Here is a 16,251-nt window from a genome sequence, read left to right as displayed (position 1 = left end):
GGCTACCACTCCACGATCGTGTACATGTCCACGAACTGGCGTTCCTCGTAGAAGAACCGCACCTTGAAGCCGAGGTCTTTCAGCTGCCTCACCGCTTCGTCGTATTGCTTGGCGAGGGTAGTTGTCCGGTCGCTCCCGTAGCCACCATGGGCCCAGAAATCACCATGCAGGGCGACCTCGCGCTGCTTCTTCTCGGCGGCCTCTCGGATCCGATCGAGTGCGAGGTCAACGCGTTCGGAAACAGTGGGGCCAGCGATCTCGCGGGCTTCGGCTGCTGTGAGCCGTTTCACCTTCTCATTCGTCATGCTGCCTCCAGAATCGACGTGATTACGTCCCGCGCTACTGGCGGGCAAACCGCATTGCCAAGCAGGTGAACGGCCGTGCGGTGCTGCGCCGGCAGCCGGTAGTCCGCGGGGAAGCCCATGGCGGCCCGGTATTCGTCGGCGCGCAGCATGCGCATGCGGTCGCCGTCGATCAGCGCATACCGGTCGCGGGTCGTCACCGTGCCCAGCGGGCGGGCGAGAGAGCGCCCACCTGCCTCGTTGCCGTAGTAGGCAGTCAGGAAGCGGTCACCGTGAACGCGCCGGCCTTGCGCGATCCGCTCCAGCGTTGCCTTGGCCCGGCCCGGCTTCTCCACTGGTGACCAGTTCCCGGTACCGAAGTCCACAACCTCTGCAGCAGGGACGTGCCTGTGCTTGGGCAGGCGCAGCACCAGCGGCCGTTGGCTCCGGCTGGCCACCAGGAACAGCCGCTCACGGTGCTGGGGCACGCCATGGTCGGCGGCATCGATCAGGTGCGGCGCGAGCTGGTAGCCGAGCGCCTGCATTGCCAGCCGCCACGCCGGAAACAGGTTCCACTGCATGAATTCCTTCACGTTCTCGATGACGGCGAACGTCGGGCGGTGATATTCCAGCGCCGACACAACGGCCCACGCGGTAGACCGGCTGGCGTCGTGTTGCGGGTTGTTTGCTGCCTTGCCGCGGGCCCGGCTATGGCCCTGGCAGCAGGGTGATGCCAGCAGGATGTCGTGCGCCGGCACCTGCGACCAGTCCGCTTGGTGCAGGTCTTGGCAGACGTGCCGCGCCTCCGGGTGATTGGCGGCGTGCGTCTCGACGGCTGTCGGCCAGTGGTTGGCCGCCCATACCACTTCGATGCCGGCCATCCTGGCCCCGGTCGAGAAGCCGCCAGCGCCAGCGAAAAGGTCGATCGCCTTCATTCCCTCTCCCCCTTGCTGGCGGCCTTGACGATGCGCATGCGCGCCCACGGCGGCGCAACGCTCATTCTTGGATGGATGGGCCTGCCCATCTGGTAGTCGATGCCGTCATACCGGCTGTCATGCACGCCCCATTCGGACACGTATTCGATGCGATAGCCGAACAGCGCCAACAGTCTCCGTAGCATCACGCATCCCCCTTGCTGGCGGTCATGGCGTCGTTGATGGCCTGCCGCGCGAGCAGCTCCAACCAATCCCACTGCCGGTAAGTCCGCTCGAACGCAACCTTGGCGCCAACTTGACGGGCGATCGCGTCCCCTACGCGCACCGTGATCTCGACGTAGGGCTCGGGCCGCTCCGCATCGCCATCCGGCCGCGTGGGCGCGTCCAGCAGTCCAGCCCATTGGAACGCGCTCAGCAGGTCGTGGACGGTCAACGAATAGCGGACGTTGTTCAGGTCGCCGGCAGGCTCCGGGATCGGCTCGTCGGTCCACTCGTCCGCCTGCATGCTGTCGAAATTGGAGCCGATGAACTCGATCATCTGTTCCGCCGTGCGAGGGATGAAAGCCCCCTCCGGCACGCCTCGCGCCGTATCGCGCTGCCCGTCCGTGGCGCGGCGATTCCATTGCTCCACCTCAGTCGGCTCGTATCCTTCGCAAACGTAGTCGGTGCCAATATCGCATTGCCGACATCGAACACGACGATACGGCACGGTTTCATGCGACCACAGGCTTTCATCCATCGTCTGCTCGTGGTCCGCTTCGCCGCCGCAGAACGGGCACGGTTTCAGATCAGCCATGTTGACCTCCGCGAGCCGCTTCGATACCTGCATACGCACGCGCCTCCCGCTCCAGAGCGGCAATGTCCACCATGAAACGGAAGACAGGGCGCGCGCTCATGGGCTTCGGCCCGGCCAGCCTGTATCCGCTATCGTCATCCCCGATGTACAGCGATGGACCTTCCGGCCCATTCATTACCTCGAACCACACGTGACCGGGTTTCAGTTCAGCCATGCTCCTTCCCTCCGCGAGCCGCGTCGATGGTGATGCGCTGGAACTCGTGGAAATCCCCACCGGCGTCCATATACCGGATACAGTCGTTGTACTCAGCTACAACTTCGCGTAGCAGGGCGTTCTCCTGCTCCAGCTCGCGGACCTTGGCGATCAGGGCCAGCCCAATGGACGCAGACAGAAACGGGGGGGAGCCGATGTTCGATTCCCACGTCTTGCAGTCGCGCTCCAGCGCATCCAGATCAATCTGCATTGCCGCCTCCGGTCGGGTGGTGGGCAGCGCGGCGTGCCTGAATGATGGCGGCGAGCTGCTGACGATCAATCTCGATTGCGCCATGCTTGACGGCGCGGGCGCGCTTCGATTGGCAGATGTCGAAGTGTTCGTGCACAGTTCCGGCCTTCTGGAGCCACTTGCGGGCGACGCCGATCTTGTCGGCCATGGCCAGTAGCTCGGTGGTGCTATCTGCCAGCATGTGGCACATCACCATCCGGCCGTAGGGCGCTCCCATGTCGTCGACGTAGACTGCCATCACTTCCCCTTCTGCGCGGCGAGGGCCGCGCGTACAGCGGCAAGCGCCTTGTCGCACTCTGACTTCCCATCTGCCGGCCACGCGGTCACGTCATAGCATTCCGACAGAGCAGACTCCGCGAGACGCAATGCTTCGATAGCGCTATCGTCCAGCCCCTCCGCGCGCGGCTCCGATGCGGCGCGGGCGAGGATGGCGGCGCGCTCCCGCGCTTGTGCGGGGGATTTGCCATAGACGCGGGCCAGCACTTCATCGAAGTCCGGGCCGATCCGCAGCTGCACCCACCAGTCTCCAAGGCCGGGGTAGGTGTCCTGATTGAGCGTCGTCAAGTTGCCAATGTGGATCGGCGCAAGACCGGGCGCCGCGCTTTGCGTCTGCGGTTCCGCTGCGTCGAGCGCGGCGTCGAAAAACTCGCGGACGGATGCCGGCGCGTTCGGTGAGCACCAGATCGTCACCTGGTTGCCGCTGGCGTCCGTACCGGTTACCTCTACCGCGGCCGCGGCGAGCAGGGCGCCATAGTCGGCGCAGAGCGCCTTCACCGATGCCAAGTACCCGTTGCCGTTCCAGTCGACGTTCGCATGGCGCTGCGCGAGGTCATACCACTGAGCATCGGACAGACTGAACCCGCGCGCTTCCTCGGCGCCCTTCGTCAGCAGTTCGGTGAACTGGTCCATCAGAATGCAGCGCAGCGCGTGCCAGTTGATGCTGTTCGGGCGCTCGTGGTAGGTGTCCACCGCTTCGAGGATGCGCTTGCTACGGGCGATGGCGTCCGCGGAAGGGCGCGCTTCCTCGGCGGGCTGCTCGGCCCGCTGCGCGCTCGGATGCGGGGCGGCGTAGGTCAGGGCAATGCTGTACTGCCCGGCCACTTTCGCGCCTGGCCGGCCGTTGTGCTCGACCAGATCGCGTTTCTTCTGCGCCGTGATGGCGTCGCTTCCGTCCTCTCGCAGCCAGGCCACCGGCTCCCCGCTTTGTGCGGCCCGGGATAGCAGCGTGCGCTCGATCTCCTCCACGATGGCGTATAGCGGCGCCACGAGCTCGGTGCCGTGATTCACCAGCGCGGCGACAAAGCGGTCCTTCTCGTCTGCCGTCAGCCCCACCGCCTGCGCTGCCGCCTGCTGCGCGAGGGCGGCTCGCGCTTGCCACGCCTTCCAAGCACGGCTCGCGTCAGCATAGGCATACCCACCGTTTCGTCCGAGTGCCAGGCTATCGACGTGATCCTTTGCCCACGCCTCGAATGCTCGGCGCTCCCGCTCCATCCCCACCGCTTCCTTTTCCATGTCAGGCCTCCGTGATCAGTTGCCAGCCCATGGCATCGCCGCTGGCGATAAAGCGGATCTTCCCGGCCTTGCGCAGCGCCTGGAGCCGGCGGTCCACGACACGGAACGGATCGACGCCCCAGCGCGAGCGGGCGGTACCTTCGGCTTTGGCGATGCGCTCGCACTCGTCCTGCACCGCGCCGGCGAAGATCTGATTGAACTGAGTGCGGCCCGCTTTGATGCTGCTGAGGATGAGCGAGTCCAGCTTCCCGTACTTGGTCATGCTTGGTCCTTGATCGATTCGAGAAACACGGCCATTGGCCCAAACTTCACCCACCGCGAGATCGGCCAGTGCGGGTTCTTCACCGCGGCGCGCTTCACCTCGCGCGCAAGCTTCTCGAGCTGCAGCACCTGCAAGGTCAGCACGGCGTGCGCCTGGTTCGCGATCTCGGCGCGCTCTTCGGCCAGCGCGGCCGCGCGCTCGGCGGCCTGGAGCCGCTGGCGCAGCTCGGCGTTCTCGCGCTTGAGCGCGGTCGAGTCGCGCGCGAGGTCGACGATGTCGGCCTGCAGCTGCTGCTGCGCGCGGGAGAGTGGGGTAGCGATCGGGCAGTTCATGGTCGTGTCTCGGTTCGGGTGGGCCGCCTGCGACTTCCTGCCAACCAGTTGGAGTCGTCGCACGCTGTTTTTTGGGACTCGGCGTTGTCCCGCCGCAGGCTGCCCGTTGAGAGGGTGGGGTACTCGCTGCGTCCGCTTACTGCCCTGAGGCTTGCCTTTCGGCCTTCTTCACCGGCATCCGCTTTCCCCCGTTGATCGTTACGCTGCCTCGGGTAGCGCGTCGGGCTCGTCGTACTGCAGGCTCATGTGCACTTCCTGTCCGAGCAGCGACAGCAGCTTCGCCGCCGTCTTCTCGTCGGGGTGCACCTGCGCGCGGAAGTTGACGAACACCGTGCCGCCCTCCTGGAAGTCGAACTGCAGCTTGTTGACGCGCGCGTCGCTGAGCACGATGTCGTCGACCGCGCGTACGCCGTTGTGAATGGTGAGCACTTGGTGTTCCCAATCGCCAGCCCACTTCACCGGGCCAATGCTCGGATGCTTGAGGTTCGGCAGGTAGCCGGCGTCGGTCACCAAGTCGCCCTGCACGGACTCGTCCTTGTGGTAGAAGCTCGCCTTCAACATGGGCGAGAACAGCGACAGCACGTCGTTCGACAGCCGCGCCTCCAGCTTCAGGTCGACGGCCAGCACCGGCTCTTCGCCGTGCTTCTCGTTGCGCGTGTTGATGTGCGTGATCTTCACCAGTTCGTTTTCGAGTTCGAGCATGGGCGGCTCCTGTGGAATAGAAAGGGCCGGGACGCTGCACCGGCCAAGGGGGTTCGGTCAGGCGGCGCGGGCGGACATCACCGCGTCGGGGTAGGCCTCGACGCCGGGGATGCGCATCGCTTCCTTCTGGGCCTTGGCCAGTTGGTTGAGCGCCGACTGGTTGATGTCGAGCAGGTGCTGGTGCTCCGGGTGCTCGGCGATGAAGCGGATCAGCGCCATCTTGTCGACGCAGCGCGCCTTCCAGTTCTGCCGAGTGGACAGGCCGGACACCTTTGGCGCCGCGGTGGTCACCGGCACAGGCGCGGCGGTCACGAGCTCTGCGACGGTGGCCATCTGCTGTGCCTGTTCGGCGCCGGCGGCCGCAGTGCGCTCTGCTTCCGCCTTCAGCTCTTCGGCCTTTGCCTGGTCGCCGGCGGCTGCGGCTGCAGCAGCTTCACGGGCAATGCGCTCGGCTTCTTCGCGCGCGGCGCGTTCCGCTTCGCGCGCCTCGGCCTCGATCCGCTCGCGCTCCTTCCGGGCCGCTTCCTCGGCGGCGCGGCGGGCTTCTTCGGCCTTGCGCTGCTGCTCGCGGTCGTAGGCCAGCAGGGAGCCCTTGAGCGTCGCCTCGGCCGACTCCAGGTATTCCTTCGGCGCGCGGAACAGGTCGTTGACCGCCTTCAGCGCCTGGTTCAGCGGGCCGGTGATCGACGTGCGCTGCTCCTCGACCTGCTTCATCAGCGCCTTGACGCTTTTCAGGTCGTCGCTGGCCAGTTCGTACATGGTCGGGCTGTCGATGACGTAGCCTTTCGCGCTCTGCAGCGCTTTCTGCGCCTTGCCGGCCAGCACGACGGCCGCACTGGCGTCGTATGCGATCGTGCCTTGGGTGTTCGTGGTCATGGTGTCGTTCTCCGGGCCGCGATCAGGCGGCGTGCTTGTTGCGGTAGCGGTGCAGGGTGAGGCAGGACAAGAACACGGCCCAGTCCTCGGAATCGGTCATGGGGTGCAGGCGATAGGTGCCATCGTCGCGCAGCTCGACCGCATAGCGGCCCTGCACGCGCCGGCCGGTCTCATGCTCGACGGCGTTCTTGTAGGCGGCGAGCTGCGGGCCGTAGCTCGGGTACATGGCGCCGGTCTTGATGTCGAGGACGCAGAGCTTGCCGTCCATCACCACGAGGCGGTCGTAGGTGCCGGCGTAGCGGTGCACCGGGTGAAAGACGCGGTGCTCCAGCCCGACGATCTCGAAGGGCTTCTCGGCGCGCAGCCGGATCCAGGCATCGAGGTAGGGCTGCACCACCGGCGCGACGGTGGACTCGTCGAGCTCGCCGCTGTCATGCAGTTCGGTGGCCGCGTGGACGGCCGTGCCGAGGTCGCGCTTGTACTGCAGCGTCGCGGGCGGAATCATCGACAGGTCGTTCAGCGGCGCCAGGATCTGGGTCACGCTCGGGACCGCGACGCCGCCGACGGTGTAGGTGTGCGACGCCGCGTCGAATTGCAGGTCCGACATCAGCAGTTCTCCCGGATGTAGTCCTGGAAGGCGATGAAACCGTCGCGGGTCAGACCATCGAGCGATGCAGGCACGGACAGGCACAGCGTCGCGATCGCATCCTCGACCGTGATGTCGGCACTGGCCAGCTTGTTCCGGATCCACTGCTTCTCGCCGTCAGTGACGGCGTCATCGAGCTCCGCGACCGATGCGGCCGCCGGGGCAGGCGCAGGCGCCGGAGCGGGCGCGGCCTGGCGCTGCACCGGCTCGGCTTGGGTCGCGCGCTGCGCCGGCATGTCGATGGTGCGGGCTTCCTGCTGCGGGATCTGCCGCGGCCGCGCCTGCGGCATCTGGACCGCCGGCGCGCCGTTGCCGACGACGTCCGCCGTGCCCATGTCTCGCTCGACGATGCGGGCCGCTTCATCCTCGTCGTAGATTCCGGCGAACCCGAAGGCGATACGCGAACCCTGGATGAGCGCCTTGTGGCGGAGCATCCGTTTGGTGTGGCTCTGCCACGGTCCCGGGACGCGCTTCTCGCCGCGCGGCTCCTGGTAGGTTTCGTCCAGGTACTCGCGGATGATGGTGGGCTTCTCGCGGTCCTTGCGGTGGATGATCACTTCGCACCATTCCGGGCAAGGCTTGGCGCCAGACATCGTGACCAGTTCGTCGCAGTAGCGGAACTCGATACCGTTGAGCGCGGGATGCTCGTTGATGATCCGCGCCCAGCCGTCGACCGACACCACGGGGACGATCGCGCCCTTATCGTTGTAGGCGTAGATCTCCTTCGTGAACGGGTTCAGCTTGTACTGGTCGGCGACGATCAGCAGCGCGGCCATCTGTTCGTCCGAGATCGGCGTGTCGTTGCGCTGGCGGAAAGCCGTGGCCTTGAGCGTAGCCATGAGCTTGTTCGGCTCAATGCTGTAGCGCTCTGCAAACTTCGCAACAAGCGATTGCTTCTGGGGCGTGGCCGGACGTTCGGCGACGGCGGTGGTCATGTAGGTCTCCAGGCAGGAAAGGTGAGGGGAGCGGATCAGGCGGCCGGCGCCGACTCGACCTTCACGTACGGGTACTTGTCGGCGAACGGCTTGATGTGCTTGTAGAAGTGCGAGCCGATCGACTCGGCGCCGCGGAACGCCGCGAAGTCTTCGGCGGACACGTTGCGGTAGTGGTAGAGCGAGGTCGGCGCACCGGCCTTGTTCTTGAAGCGGATGGCCAGCGTCGAGCTGGCGGCGTCGTGGCCGATGCTGTGGATCTGCGACGAGTCGACGGAATCCATTTGGATTGCGACGGGGACGAGCATGGTGATTTCTCTCTGCTGGTGGTGATGTCAGGCGCCGGCGCGCAGGGCGACAGCGAGGTACCAAAGGCAGCCGATGCCGACGCCGTAGACGGCGGCCAGGAGCCAGGCCGTGATGTCGTAATCGGGCTCGACGTGCAACTGAGCCTTAGGCCCGCACGCATCGCGCAGCGACCGGTGGACCTGGTAGTCGGTGGTGGTGTCGTCCATCACAGGTAGGCCCTCAAGATGTCGATGACGTTGGCCACCAGCAGCACGCCGATGGCGAGCCACGTTGCCGCGCGCAGGCGGCGCAGATTGCGCGCATGGCGAGCACGCAGTGCGTTGAAGTCCTCGATGTCGATCACGACTTGACCTCCGTGGCGGCGATAGCTGCCAACTGGCGGGCCATCGACTCGGTTTCGGACTTGACGTACTCGAAATTGCGGTACGTTTCATCCCCGCACCAGCCGAACCGATCGGCCGTTACCGGGCAGAGGTCGCCGGCGTGCGCGCAATCGAATCCGAATACCCACAGGCCCTCGAGATCTGCGTCTCCCTGCTGCGAATAGGTCAAGCCGCCGTGCACATCCACGAGAAGCACAATCTCGCAGCTCTCACGGATGTCATCGCCGATCACAGAGGCGCAGAACAGGTTGAACGCACCGATCTTGTCGATGTCGATGGGGCGCTCGATCAGATCACGCGGCGGCTTGACGCGGTCGTTGTATTGCTTGCCGTACCAGGGGTGCGAATTGGGGACGCCGGCATAGCCGCACAGGTGACCGCTGTGCTTAACCCGACGAATCTCGCACTTGAACCCGTGCGCGTCGAACGTTGCGTTGTCGGGTTCATTGGTCCACGGCGCACCACCGTTGATCGTGGTCATGCCAGCACCTCGCTCGGCTGGTGCTCGATCGCGAGCAGCGACTGGATGCGCTCGTTGATCTCGGTGATGCGCTTGGTCATGTCGGCACGCACCTTTTCGCGCTCACGCTCGAGGGCGGCGACTTCGGCGGCGCGCGGGTCGAATTGAGCAGGCAACTCGCTAACGATCGTGTGGTCGCACACGTGAAACCAGCCGTCGAGGCCGATGTCGCTCGTGTGGAACATGAAGATCAGGCTGTCACCGAAGTGCATGCGGTAGGCGTAGATCGCCCCCTTGATCTCGATGGTTTGCATGGTGGTCTCCAAGCCCGCCGGCGCGGGCGGGTTAGTCAGCTGAACAGGCTGGCGATCGCCAGTCCGACCAACGCGAACAGCGGCGCGGCCAGATAGGCGAACAGCGCGAGGAAGAGGGCGTAGCGCTTCATGGCGGACTCCTCGCGTCAGGCGACGCGGCGGTCGTCCTGGAGCGAGTCGACAGCGAGCTCGCCCAGGTGGGCCACGAAGGTGGGATGGAGGTTGTCCAGCATGTCCTCGGTCTCGCTGCCGTCGTCGTTGACGAGGCGGATGTCCGTGGGCAGGAATGCCGGGGTGCGGCAGATGGCCGGGGTCGTGAATTCGCCAGTGACCGACCAGAACAGGCCGGCGGCATGAACTACTGTGCTCGCTTCGTCAACGCGCAGTTGCGGGCGGCGGACGATCTTGGCGTAGGTGGCTAGGGCTGGCATCGCTGACTCCATCAGGTGGTGCGTCGATGGAGAAATACTAGCAACGCTAATCAATTGAATCAACAGCAAAGCTTGTTGATTACGATTGAATATTTAAATAGCGGTGCTTGTTTCAATAGCGATGGACGAAAAAATACCCGCCATAGGGCGGGTTCGACGGGCCGGCGCGAGGCTTAGTCCGGGCGCCAAGCGGACGACTTCACGATGCCAGCCACGTAGTGCATGCGCTCAATCTGTTCCAAGGGTATGCGCAGCATGCCGTGCCGCTCGTTCACCGATGCGAGGTTGGCGACACCGTCCCGGATGTACGCCAGCTCCTTGACCATGACACGACCGTCAACCGATCGTACCAAGACTTCGTCGCCGTTCGTCACCGTTCGGTTCGGCTCGACCACGACAAACTCTCCGTGCTTCACGCGCGGCCGCATCGAATCGCCATTGCAGCGGAGCCCGTAGGCATCTGGGTCTGAGGTCGGGAAGTAGAGGAACCCGTCTCCGTCGCCGACTGGGTACTCGATCTCACAGAAGTGTCCGTTGTCTCCGAGCTGTGCCATTCCTCGTACTGGTATTCGTCTAAAGGCGCCTGCTGGAATCGGGACGGTGTCCAGCGGGAGGCCCGGTTCATCGTGCTCAGCCGGCTGGATGGGCTGGATCCTGGCCGGCCCCTTGCCGTTTATCAGCCATGCCGGGTTGTAGCCGAAGGTGTCCTGCAGCTTGACGGCGTGATGCAGGGGCATTTTGACGCCGTCGCCCTCCATCCATCCCCGGATCACCGGCACTTCGACTTCCAGCACCTTCGCCAAGCCTTCGGCGTCCAGGCTTTGCTCGGCCATCACGCGGGTTAGCCGATCGACCGGTCGGGACCCTTGTTCCGCGGGCGCGCCCATGGTCGGAACGGTATCGACCACTGCCGTCGAGGCGCGCCGAATCTCTTCAGCCAGGCGCGGGCTGAAATCACCCACACCGACCCCCAGGCCTTGAGCGAACCCGGTGGCTGCCTTGATGTTCAGCGGCCGCCGGCCATTCAGGTACTGCCACACCATGGACTGGCTGCCGATGCCAAAGCGGCTGCCGAACTCTTCCTGGCTGAGCTTTCCCTTCCGCTCGGCGAAGAGGGACTTCAGTCGCTCGGCATCTTCGATTTGCCAAGGCTCAAGGGTAGTGGAGGGGCGATTCATGCGCGGGGAGTGTAGCGATGCTAGTTATTAAAACAACCAGCAGCGCTGTTGACTTATTCACAAGCGATGCTAGTATTTCGGGTATGAAACTCGCCGAATACCTCGACTCGACAAAGACCAGCCAATCGGCCTTCGCCAAGCGGTTGGGTGTTTCACAAGGCTTGGTCTACCAGTGGCTTTCCGGCAAGCGCCCGATCTCGGCCGAGCAGTGCCCGGTCATCGAGCGCCTCACGGGCGGCCTGGTTACCTGCGAGGAACTGAACGACAAGGTGGACTGGGCCTACGTCCGAGGGACGGGGCCCCAGGCCAATGCGCAGGAGGCGGCGTGATGGCCTTCCTGACCGTCGTAATCGTCCTCGCTGCAGCCTACTTGGCGGCATGTCTCACGGGTCGCGGATGGGCTGCGATCGAGTTTCGCGATACGAAGCACCCACCGCCCCCCGCTAGGGAAAAAGCAAGCGCGAGCGGGGAGGCGACGTGAATTCAAAATCAAGGCCTCAAGCTTCGCGTGAGCCTATCCATCCCTTCTGCGGCTGCAGTTGCCATCTCCGGGCTCCAAACCTGTGCCTTACATGCAGGGCATTGAAGCGAGCCATAGCCGCCACCAGCCTGCAGAACGACCTTCTGCCCTTTGTCCATGCAGGCCTGGCAGCAGTAGTGAAGGGGTTCTCCTTGGGGCTCGACCTCCTTCAAGCCATAGGCAAAAGAGCCCCGGCCCAGCTGAACAAGCCTGTAGCGTTCGCGATCCTGCGCCTTCGCCTTAAGTTGCTCTGTTTCACGCTCCAGTGCGGCAACGCGTTGGTCCAGCGCGCGTGCCTCTTGCGCGAGCTTGAGGGCGTCCTGCGCCGCTTCCAATGCAGCCGCATAGGCGAGCCTGAGCTTGTCCGTCATGTCATCCATCGCGGTTTCTATAAGGCGCTGATCTCTGGCCGAAACAGCGCGCTTCGCCATATCCAGGCCGACATTTGCGCCGTTCAAGGCGGTGATTAGAGCGTCAATCATGCGTCCCCCTTTATGGGCGGTTGAGAAGGTCAGAGGTCTCGATTCTTCCATATCGCGGGGATGCACCTATTCGCACCAGATGGCGTCGTTGATCGGCGCCTTTATTTGGCCCTTCGGCCAACTGTGGAAGCAACTGTGGAATCGATGGTTTTTCCCTATCAGGAGAACAACAAATGCGGGTAGCTGAAGAGCCGGAAACCGGCGTCAGTACTGGGTCGCAAGGGTTTTTCATCAACGGTAAAGGGCGTTTTTTGCCCGACGCCGAGATCGCGACGTGCAGCACCTACCGCGATGCATGCGCGCTGGCGTGGGAACACCGCACGCAATCGGGTCTGACGCTCCAGGCCTTGGCCGCATTGGCGGACCTCTACCCGTCTCACGTTAGCGACTACTTCCAGCGTGAAGCCCTGAACGCGAAGGGCAACCCACGCCGTTCCCTGCCGGCCGACAAGATCGCCGACGTCGAGCGCGTGCTGGGCAACCGGATTCTGAGCCAGTACCTCATGCACCGCGGGGCCCTGACCATCATGGAAGCGGTGCTGGCGGCGAGGAATGCATGACCGACGTGGAAGCGATCGAAGTGGCCACCAAGGCCATGGAAGACGCGATGAAGCAGGGCGCTGGAGACGACGTCAGGATGACCAAGGCACTCGCTAAGGCTATGCGGGACCCCCGCGTCGCGCAGGCGTTTGCCACCGTCGGCTATCTCGACGTGCTGGCCGAGCAGAACACGAAGCATTGAGAGAACCATGGACGCACAGCAGGCACAGCGCGCCCAAGTCGCGTGGATCAACGAGTTGCTGCACCGGATGACGCTGGCCAATACGGTCGATGTCCGCCTGCAGCTGTGCGCCGAAACGAAACGCGCGATCGCCGAGCTGCTGGGCAGCCAGGCACCGCGCAGGGATTGAGGTAGCAGATGCGCGATTACGGAAAGATGCCCACTGCGCTTTGGTCAGACCCAGGCTTTCTGGGGCTGAGCGACCAAGGCAAAGTGCTGGCGCTCTATCTCCTCAGCAGCCCACACACGAACATGATCGGTGCATTCCGTCTTCCTGACGGGTATGTCGCCGAGGATCTTCGCTGGCCTATCGAAACGGTTTCCGAACGGTTTGCCGAACTGTCTCGAAACGGTTTCGCAACCCGGGATGAAGGGTCGAAATGGGTTGTCATCCACAAGTTCTGTCTGTGGAACGACATTGAGAACCCCAACCAAGGCAAGGCAGCGGCCAAGCTCTTTCACCAAGTTCCCGACGACTGCCCCGTAAAGCCAGTATTGGCGCGGGCTCTGCGGGATTTTGCTCCGAAATTCCCGGCCGAAGTGAGAGAGCCATTCGAAACCCTTGGCGAACGGTTACCTAAACCGTTTCGAAACCAGGAACAGGAACAGGAACAGGAACAGAAAAGAAATACCCCCCATACCCCCCAAGGGGGCAATGGGCCGGAAACCGAACGAGTCGGGAAGCCCAAGCGTTCGGCGATCGGTCTGCCGGCGTACCTGAAGGCCTGCAAGCAGCAGGGCGTGAAGCCCATCGCCGAAGACGACACCGTCTTCGCATACGCCGAGCAAGCGGGCATCCCGCTGGAATTCCTCCGCCTGCACTGGCTCGAGTTCAAGGCCCGGTACAGCCTGCCCGACGCCAAGCGCTACAAGGACTGGCCGGCCGTGCATCGCAAGTCCGTGCGCGGCAACTGGTTCAAGCTCTGGTACATCGCGGGCGACGGCAACGTCGTGCTGACCACGGTCGGCGAGCAGGCGCGGCGCGTCCACGCGGAGGCAGCATGAACGCTTCCATGCCGACTCCCGGCCACGACGACCGGCTGACCGCCGTGGCTTCCGAGCAAGCCGTGCTCGGCGCGCTGCTGATCGACAGCGAGTGCTTCGACCGCATCGGTGACCTGCAGGCGGAGCACTTCACCGTCGGTGATCACCGCGCCATCTTCGCCGAGCTGTCGCGCCAGATCCAAGCGGGCAAGCCGACCGACTGCGTCACGGTCTTCGAACGCCTGAAGGCCGCTGGTCAAGGCGCCGCCGACCTGGCGTACCTGACCGAGCTCGCGCAGAACACGCCAGGTACCGCAAGCGTTGGCCGGCACGCCGCGATCGTGCGCGAGCGGGCGGTGCGCCGCGCGCTGCTGGTTGTGGGCAGTGATCTTGCCCAGGAGGCGAAGGCTTCGCCCGACGAATCGCCGGCGTTGATCGACCGCGCTACCAGCCGTCTGGAGGCGCTCGCCCAGGCTCGCGTGCGAAGGGAGCCGACGCACGTGTCAAGCAGCCTGGTGGAATACGCGCGGATTCTGCAATCCCGCGAGACGGACGGTGCTCGGGCGATCTCGACGGGCTTCCGCGACATCGATGCGTTGCTCAACGGTGGCATCCGGCCGGGCGAGCTGATCGTGGTCGCGGCGCGTCCGAAGATGGGCAAGACGGCCTTCGCGCTCGGCTTGGCGCGCCATGCCGCCCGTGGCAGGCAGGTGCTCGTGCTGTCGATGGAGATGCCGCGCGCGCAACTGGACGATCGGAATCTCGCCGCGATCGGCCACATCCCGCTGTCGAACTTGCTGACGCCGAGCCGCATGACGGACGACGAATGGAACCGGCTATCGCAGGCGATGGGCGTGCTGGAAAGCATGGGCCTGTGGCTCGACGACCAAGGCGGCCTGCGCCTCCTGGACGTTCGCATGAAAGCCAAGCAGGTCAAGCGTCGAGCCGGCCTAGACGTCCTCGTGATCGACTACCTGCAGCTGATGGAAGGCGAGGGCGAAAACCGCAACGCGCAGATCGAGGGCATCACTCGCGGGCTCAAGGCGCTGGCGAAAGAGTTGGACATCGCGATCGTGCTGCTGTCGCAGCTCAACCGCGAGCTCGAGCGCCGGCCCAACAAGCGGCCGCAGCCGTCTGATCTCCGCGACTCCGGCGCGATCGAGCAGGACGCCGACGTCGTGATGTTCCTGTACCGCGACGAGGTCTACAACCCGGACACCGACGACAAGGGCATCTGTGAGGTCGATGTCGCGCTCAATCGGCAGGGCCAGCCCGGCCGCGTTGCGTTGGCCTACATCGGCGCTCAGACCCGATTCGAAACACTCGCCACGAACTGGCATCCGGCGCCGCCGAGGCGACCGCCCAGCGCGTCGCGCGGCTTTGAATGAGGCAATCCATGACGGACTTTTTCGACACGGTGACGCGAGACGAGGCGACCGATCAAGTCGCTGATTCCAAACGCAATGACCACGCAGCGTTGGGTACGCCGGCTTGCAACTTGAACATCCTGGCGATCGACATCGGCACTACCACTGGCTGGGCGCTGGGCATGCGCGACGGCACCGTGCAGAGCGGCAGCCAGTCCTTCGCGCCGCGGCGCCACGATGGCCCCGGCCAGCGCTGGCTCAAGTTCTCCGCCTGGTTAGGCGAGCGCGCGAGGCAGGCCGGCGAGATCCAAGCGATCTACTACGAGCTCGTCATGGCACATGGCACGAGGGAGAACCCGAACACTATCGCGGCGCACGTGTACGGCGGCTTCGAAGCGCACCTGCAGGCGTGGGCCGATCGCAACCGTGTGCCGCTCGTGGCCGTGCCGGTGACCGTCATCAAGAAGTCGGCCACGGGAAAGGGCAACGCCAACAAGGACGCCATGATCGCCGCCATGCGCGCGCGCGGGCACCGCGTCGTCGACGACAACCATGCCGACGCGCTGGCGCTGCTCGAATACGCCCGCGCACAGGAGGCTGCGTGATGCGTTGGACCGACGAGGACCTCGCCACGCTGCGGCGCCTTTGGTCGGAGGGCCATTCGTTCCGCGTAATCGGCGCCCATCTGAACCGGAGCGGTGACGCGGCGTACCGGAAGGGGAAGCAACTGGGGCTCGGGTCCAAGCCCCTGGCCCAAGCCGATCGCTCGCCCACGTGGATGCTCATCAAGCAGATCTGTGCCGATGGAAAACCGCGCACTGTGCACGAGATCGCCCACGCCACCGGCGCGGGCAGATCGACGGTCGACCAGCTCTTCAAGAAGCACAAGCTGGCTGGGGATGCGCACGTCGTGTCCTGGGATCGGCGGTGCGGCGCGCCGGTGCCGTACTGGCTACCGGTGCCAGGCAAGAGCGCCAAGAGGCCACGGATTCTGACCAGCACCGAGCGATCGCGGCTCGCGCGCAAGCGGATGAAGGAAGAGGACCCGCTTCGCTACAAGCAGATGATCGACCGAAACACCATCAATCGCGCGCGGCGCAACGGCACCGTGCCGCGGCAGCACCGCGTGATGAACGCACTGTTTGGGAGGTATGCCCGATGAACTGGAACGGCTACTGCTGCTACTGCGGGGCCTTCGGCCACCGGCCGGAACACTGCCGCTGGAACCGCGGCGCCAAGCTGGCGCGCCCGGTGGAGGCCTGAGC

The 16,251-nt window shown here is 64.7% G+C and carries 30 protein-coding genes; 8 read left to right on the top strand and 22 right to left on the bottom strand.

All coding sequences use genetic code 11. The features are described from left to right. Positions 1-2 precede the first annotated feature (2 nt). From K7G19_RS21130 to K7G19_RS21030, 21 genes are all read right to left on the bottom strand, one after another. Positions 3-305, bottom strand: a complete 303-nt coding sequence (locus K7G19_RS21130; protein WP_226109046.1) for a hypothetical protein — start codon at positions 303-305, stop codon at positions 3-5. Then, positions 302-1,216 (bottom strand): DNA cytosine methyltransferase, encoded by a 915-nt coding sequence (locus K7G19_RS21125; RefSeq protein WP_226109045.1) that lies wholly within the window; start codon positions 1,214-1,216, stop codon positions 302-304. The genes K7G19_RS21130 and K7G19_RS21125 overlap by 4 nt, the downstream gene beginning before the upstream one ends. After that, the gene (locus K7G19_RS21120; protein WP_226109044.1) at positions 1,213-1,401 is read right to left on the bottom strand and encodes a hypothetical protein; all 189 of its coding nucleotides are present in this window, start codon (positions 1,399-1,401) and stop codon (positions 1,213-1,215) included. Before K7G19_RS21120 ends, K7G19_RS21125 begins: the two co-directional genes overlap by 4 nt. Then, on the bottom strand, positions 1,401-2,012 hold the full coding sequence (locus K7G19_RS21115) for a Lar family restriction alleviation protein (RefSeq protein ID WP_226109042.1): 612 nt from the start codon (positions 2,010-2,012) through the stop codon (positions 1,401-1,403). The genes K7G19_RS21120 and K7G19_RS21115 overlap by 1 nt, the downstream gene beginning before the upstream one ends. Beyond that, positions 2,005-2,226, bottom strand: coding sequence for a hypothetical protein (locus tag K7G19_RS21110; protein ID WP_226109040.1), 222 nt, complete (start codon positions 2,224-2,226; stop codon positions 2,005-2,007). Before K7G19_RS21110 ends, K7G19_RS21115 begins: the two co-directional genes overlap by 8 nt. Further along, positions 2,219-2,476 (bottom strand): hypothetical protein, encoded by a 258-nt coding sequence (locus tag K7G19_RS21105; RefSeq protein ID WP_226109038.1) that lies wholly within the window; start codon positions 2,474-2,476, stop codon positions 2,219-2,221. The genes K7G19_RS21110 and K7G19_RS21105 overlap by 8 nt, the downstream gene beginning before the upstream one ends. Beyond that, complete coding sequence (locus K7G19_RS21100) at positions 2,466-2,753, bottom strand: DUF4031 domain-containing protein (protein ID WP_226109036.1); 288 nt, start codon at positions 2,751-2,753, stop codon at positions 2,466-2,468. Before K7G19_RS21100 ends, K7G19_RS21105 begins: the two co-directional genes overlap by 11 nt. After that, positions 2,753-4,027 carry a hypothetical protein gene (locus tag K7G19_RS21095; RefSeq protein WP_226109034.1) on the bottom strand — a complete coding sequence of 425 codons (1,275 nt, stop codon included), beginning with the start codon at positions 4,025-4,027 and terminating at the stop codon, positions 2,753-2,755. The genes K7G19_RS21100 and K7G19_RS21095 overlap by 1 nt, the downstream gene beginning before the upstream one ends. A 1-nt stretch (position 4,028) precedes the next feature. Continuing rightward, positions 4,029-4,289 (bottom strand): hypothetical protein, encoded by a 261-nt coding sequence (locus K7G19_RS21090; protein WP_226109032.1) that lies wholly within the window; start codon positions 4,287-4,289, stop codon positions 4,029-4,031. Then, positions 4,286-4,621 (bottom strand): hypothetical protein, encoded by a 336-nt coding sequence (locus tag K7G19_RS21085; protein WP_226109030.1) that lies wholly within the window; start codon positions 4,619-4,621, stop codon positions 4,286-4,288. The genes K7G19_RS21090 and K7G19_RS21085 overlap by 4 nt, the downstream gene beginning before the upstream one ends. Positions 4,622-4,819: 198 nt before the next feature. After that, positions 4,820-5,323 carry a hypothetical protein gene (locus K7G19_RS21080; protein WP_226109028.1) on the bottom strand — a complete coding sequence of 168 codons (504 nt, stop codon included), beginning with the start codon at positions 5,321-5,323 and terminating at the stop codon, positions 4,820-4,822. A gap of 57 nt (positions 5,324-5,380) precedes the next feature. Further along, positions 5,381-6,148, bottom strand: coding sequence for a hypothetical protein (locus tag K7G19_RS21075; protein ID WP_226109026.1), 768 nt, complete (start codon positions 6,146-6,148; stop codon positions 5,381-5,383). Positions 6,149-6,221: 73 nt separating this feature from the next. Further along, complete coding sequence (locus tag K7G19_RS21070) at positions 6,222-6,806, bottom strand: PD-(D/E)XK nuclease family protein (RefSeq protein WP_226109024.1); 585 nt, start codon at positions 6,804-6,806, stop codon at positions 6,222-6,224. Next, positions 6,806-7,780 carry a phage recombination protein Bet gene (bet, locus tag K7G19_RS21065; protein WP_226109022.1) on the bottom strand — a complete coding sequence of 325 codons (975 nt, stop codon included), beginning with the start codon at positions 7,778-7,780 and terminating at the stop codon, positions 6,806-6,808. Before bet ends, K7G19_RS21070 begins: the two co-directional genes overlap by 1 nt. Before the next feature lie 35 nt (positions 7,781-7,815). Further along, complete coding sequence (locus K7G19_RS21060; protein WP_370639585.1) at positions 7,816-8,061, bottom strand: KTSC domain-containing protein; 246 nt, start codon at positions 8,059-8,061, stop codon at positions 7,816-7,818. 51 nt (positions 8,062-8,112) lie between these two features. Next, positions 8,113-8,292: a hypothetical protein gene (locus K7G19_RS21055; protein ID WP_226109018.1), complete on the bottom strand. Its 180-nt coding sequence runs from the start codon at positions 8,290-8,292 to the stop codon at positions 8,113-8,115. After that, complete coding sequence (locus K7G19_RS21050; RefSeq protein ID WP_226109016.1) at positions 8,292-8,429, bottom strand: hypothetical protein; 138 nt, start codon at positions 8,427-8,429, stop codon at positions 8,292-8,294. The genes K7G19_RS21055 and K7G19_RS21050 overlap by 1 nt, the downstream gene beginning before the upstream one ends. Further along, positions 8,426-8,950 carry a hypothetical protein gene (locus tag K7G19_RS21045; RefSeq protein WP_226109014.1) on the bottom strand — a complete coding sequence of 175 codons (525 nt, stop codon included), beginning with the start codon at positions 8,948-8,950 and terminating at the stop codon, positions 8,426-8,428. The genes K7G19_RS21050 and K7G19_RS21045 overlap by 4 nt, the downstream gene beginning before the upstream one ends. Further along, complete coding sequence (locus K7G19_RS21040) at positions 8,947-9,243, bottom strand: hypothetical protein (RefSeq protein ID WP_226109013.1); 297 nt, start codon at positions 9,241-9,243, stop codon at positions 8,947-8,949. Before K7G19_RS21040 ends, K7G19_RS21045 begins: the two co-directional genes overlap by 4 nt. A 146-nt stretch (positions 9,244-9,389) precedes the next feature. Continuing rightward, positions 9,390-9,674 (bottom strand): hypothetical protein, encoded by a 285-nt coding sequence (locus K7G19_RS21035; protein ID WP_226109012.1) that lies wholly within the window; start codon positions 9,672-9,674, stop codon positions 9,390-9,392. Positions 9,675-9,847: 173 nt separating this feature from the next. Then, positions 9,848-10,852, bottom strand: a complete 1,005-nt coding sequence (locus tag K7G19_RS21030) for an XRE family transcriptional regulator (protein WP_226109011.1) — start codon at positions 10,850-10,852, stop codon at positions 9,848-9,850. Positions 10,853-10,935: 83 nt separating this feature from the next. On the opposite strand from K7G19_RS21030, the gene K7G19_RS21025 reads away from it, so the two are divergent. Next, a complete protein-coding gene (locus K7G19_RS21025; RefSeq protein ID WP_226109010.1) occupies positions 10,936-11,181 on the top strand; it encodes a helix-turn-helix domain-containing protein in 246 nt (81 codons plus the stop codon). 160 nt (positions 11,182-11,341) lie between these two features. Here the strand turns inward: K7G19_RS21025 and K7G19_RS21020 are convergent, their stop codons facing one another. Then, a complete protein-coding gene (locus K7G19_RS21020; protein ID WP_226109009.1) occupies positions 11,342-11,854 on the bottom strand; it encodes a hypothetical protein in 513 nt (170 codons plus the stop codon). 173 nt (positions 11,855-12,027) lie between these two features. On the opposite strand from K7G19_RS21020, the gene K7G19_RS21015 reads away from it, so the two are divergent. From K7G19_RS21015 to K7G19_RS20985, 7 genes are read left to right on the top strand one after another with little or no spacing between them, the layout of a single operon-like run. Beyond that, entirely contained in the window at positions 12,028-12,414 is a 387-nt protein-coding gene (locus K7G19_RS21015) for an XRE family transcriptional regulator (protein WP_226109008.1), read from the top strand. Beyond that, positions 12,411-12,596, top strand: coding sequence for a hypothetical protein (locus K7G19_RS21010; protein ID WP_208578675.1), 186 nt, complete (start codon positions 12,411-12,413; stop codon positions 12,594-12,596). The genes K7G19_RS21015 and K7G19_RS21010 overlap by 4 nt, the downstream gene beginning before the upstream one ends. Positions 12,597-12,603: 7 nt before the next feature. Then, on the top strand, positions 12,604-12,765 hold the full coding sequence (locus tag K7G19_RS21005) for a hypothetical protein (protein ID WP_208579027.1): 162 nt from the start codon (positions 12,604-12,606) through the stop codon (positions 12,763-12,765). Positions 12,766-12,773: 8 nt separating this feature from the next. Beyond that, positions 12,774-13,640: a hypothetical protein gene (locus K7G19_RS21000; RefSeq protein ID WP_226109006.1), complete on the top strand. Its 867-nt coding sequence runs from the start codon at positions 12,774-12,776 to the stop codon at positions 13,638-13,640. Continuing rightward, on the top strand, positions 13,637-15,007 hold the full coding sequence (gene dnaB / locus K7G19_RS20995) for a replicative DNA helicase (protein ID WP_226109004.1): 1,371 nt from the start codon (positions 13,637-13,639) through the stop codon (positions 15,005-15,007). Before K7G19_RS21000 ends, dnaB begins: the two co-directional genes overlap by 4 nt. An 8-nt stretch (positions 15,008-15,015) precedes the next feature. Continuing rightward, positions 15,016-15,591 carry a polynucleotidyl transferase gene (locus K7G19_RS20990; RefSeq protein WP_226109002.1) on the top strand — a complete coding sequence of 192 codons (576 nt, stop codon included), beginning with the start codon at positions 15,016-15,018 and terminating at the stop codon, positions 15,589-15,591. After that, positions 15,591-16,148: a hypothetical protein gene (locus K7G19_RS20985; RefSeq protein WP_226109000.1), complete on the top strand. Its 558-nt coding sequence runs from the start codon at positions 15,591-15,593 to the stop codon at positions 16,146-16,148. Before K7G19_RS20990 ends, K7G19_RS20985 begins: the two co-directional genes overlap by 1 nt. Positions 16,149-16,251 lie beyond the last annotated feature (103 nt).

Source organism: Cupriavidus sp. DB3 (genome assembly GCF_020418465.1).
Taxonomy (GTDB): domain Bacteria; phylum Pseudomonadota; class Gammaproteobacteria; order Burkholderiales; family Burkholderiaceae; genus Cupriavidus; species Cupriavidus cauae.
The sequence above is the reverse complement of the archived record's forward strand: the minus strand, read 5'-3'. Positions and strand labels throughout refer to the sequence as shown.

Coding starts and splice junctions, on each gene's coding strand:
- K7G19_RS21035 (WP_226109012.1), bottom strand. CDS start 9,674: ATGCCAGCCCTAGCCACCTACGCCAAGATCGTCCGCCGCCCGCAACTG.
- K7G19_RS21100 (WP_226109036.1), bottom strand. CDS start 2,753: ATGGCAGTCTACGTCGACGACATGGGAGCGCCCTACGGCCGGATGGTG.
- K7G19_RS21025 (WP_226109010.1), top strand. CDS start 10,936: ATGAAACTCGCCGAATACCTCGACTCGACAAAGACCAGCCAATCGGCC.
- K7G19_RS21080 (WP_226109028.1), bottom strand. CDS start 5,323: ATGCTCGAACTCGAAAACGAACTGGTGAAGATCACGCACATCAACACG.
- K7G19_RS21090 (WP_226109032.1), bottom strand. CDS start 4,289: ATGACCAAGTACGGGAAGCTGGACTCGCTCATCCTCAGCAGCATCAAA.
- K7G19_RS21130 (WP_226109046.1), bottom strand. CDS start 305: ATGACGAATGAGAAGGTGAAACGGCTCACAGCAGCCGAAGCCCGCGAG.
- K7G19_RS21010 (WP_208578675.1), top strand. CDS start 12,411: ATGACCGACGTGGAAGCGATCGAAGTGGCCACCAAGGCCATGGAAGAC.
- K7G19_RS21095 (WP_226109034.1), bottom strand. CDS start 4,027: ATGGAAAAGGAAGCGGTGGGGATGGAGCGGGAGCGCCGAGCATTCGAG.
- K7G19_RS21105 (WP_226109038.1), bottom strand. CDS start 2,476: ATGCAGATTGATCTGGATGCGCTGGAGCGCGACTGCAAGACGTGGGAA.
- K7G19_RS21060 (WP_370639585.1), bottom strand. CDS start 8,061: ATGGATTCCGTCGACTCGTCGCAGATCCACAGCATCGGCCACGACGCC.
- K7G19_RS21055 (WP_226109018.1), bottom strand. CDS start 8,292: ATGGACGACACCACCACCGACTACCAGGTCCACCGGTCGCTGCGCGAT.
- K7G19_RS21085 (WP_226109030.1), bottom strand. CDS start 4,621: ATGAACTGCCCGATCGCTACCCCACTCTCCCGCGCGCAGCAGCAGCTG.
- dnaB (WP_226109004.1), top strand. CDS start 13,637: ATGAACGCTTCCATGCCGACTCCCGGCCACGACGACCGGCTGACCGCC.
- K7G19_RS21040 (WP_226109013.1), bottom strand. CDS start 9,243: ATGCAAACCATCGAGATCAAGGGGGCGATCTACGCCTACCGCATGCAC.
- K7G19_RS20990 (WP_226109002.1), top strand. CDS start 15,016: ATGACGGACTTTTTCGACACGGTGACGCGAGACGAGGCGACCGATCAA.
- K7G19_RS20985 (WP_226109000.1), top strand. CDS start 15,591: ATGCGTTGGACCGACGAGGACCTCGCCACGCTGCGGCGCCTTTGGTCG.
- bet (WP_226109022.1), bottom strand. CDS start 7,780: ATGACCACCGCCGTCGCCGAACGTCCGGCCACGCCCCAGAAGCAATCG.
- K7G19_RS21015 (WP_226109008.1), top strand. CDS start 12,028: ATGCGGGTAGCTGAAGAGCCGGAAACCGGCGTCAGTACTGGGTCGCAA.
- K7G19_RS21030 (WP_226109011.1), bottom strand. CDS start 10,852: ATGAATCGCCCCTCCACTACCCTTGAGCCTTGGCAAATCGAAGATGCC.
- K7G19_RS21125 (WP_226109045.1), bottom strand. CDS start 1,216: ATGAAGGCGATCGACCTTTTCGCTGGCGCTGGCGGCTTCTCGACCGGG.
- K7G19_RS21070 (WP_226109024.1), bottom strand. CDS start 6,806: ATGTCGGACCTGCAATTCGACGCGGCGTCGCACACCTACACCGTCGGC.
- K7G19_RS21115 (WP_226109042.1), bottom strand. CDS start 2,012: ATGGCTGATCTGAAACCGTGCCCGTTCTGCGGCGGCGAAGCGGACCAC.
- K7G19_RS21020 (WP_226109009.1), bottom strand. CDS start 11,854: ATGATTGACGCTCTAATCACCGCCTTGAACGGCGCAAATGTCGGCCTG.
- K7G19_RS21005 (WP_208579027.1), top strand. CDS start 12,604: ATGGACGCACAGCAGGCACAGCGCGCCCAAGTCGCGTGGATCAACGAG.
- K7G19_RS21120 (WP_226109044.1), bottom strand. CDS start 1,401: ATGCTACGGAGACTGTTGGCGCTGTTCGGCTATCGCATCGAATACGTG.
- K7G19_RS21000 (WP_226109006.1), top strand. CDS start 12,774: ATGCGCGATTACGGAAAGATGCCCACTGCGCTTTGGTCAGACCCAGGC.
- K7G19_RS21110 (WP_226109040.1), bottom strand. CDS start 2,226: ATGGCTGAACTGAAACCCGGTCACGTGTGGTTCGAGGTAATGAATGGG.
- K7G19_RS21045 (WP_226109014.1), bottom strand. CDS start 8,950: ATGACCACGATCAACGGTGGTGCGCCGTGGACCAATGAACCCGACAAC.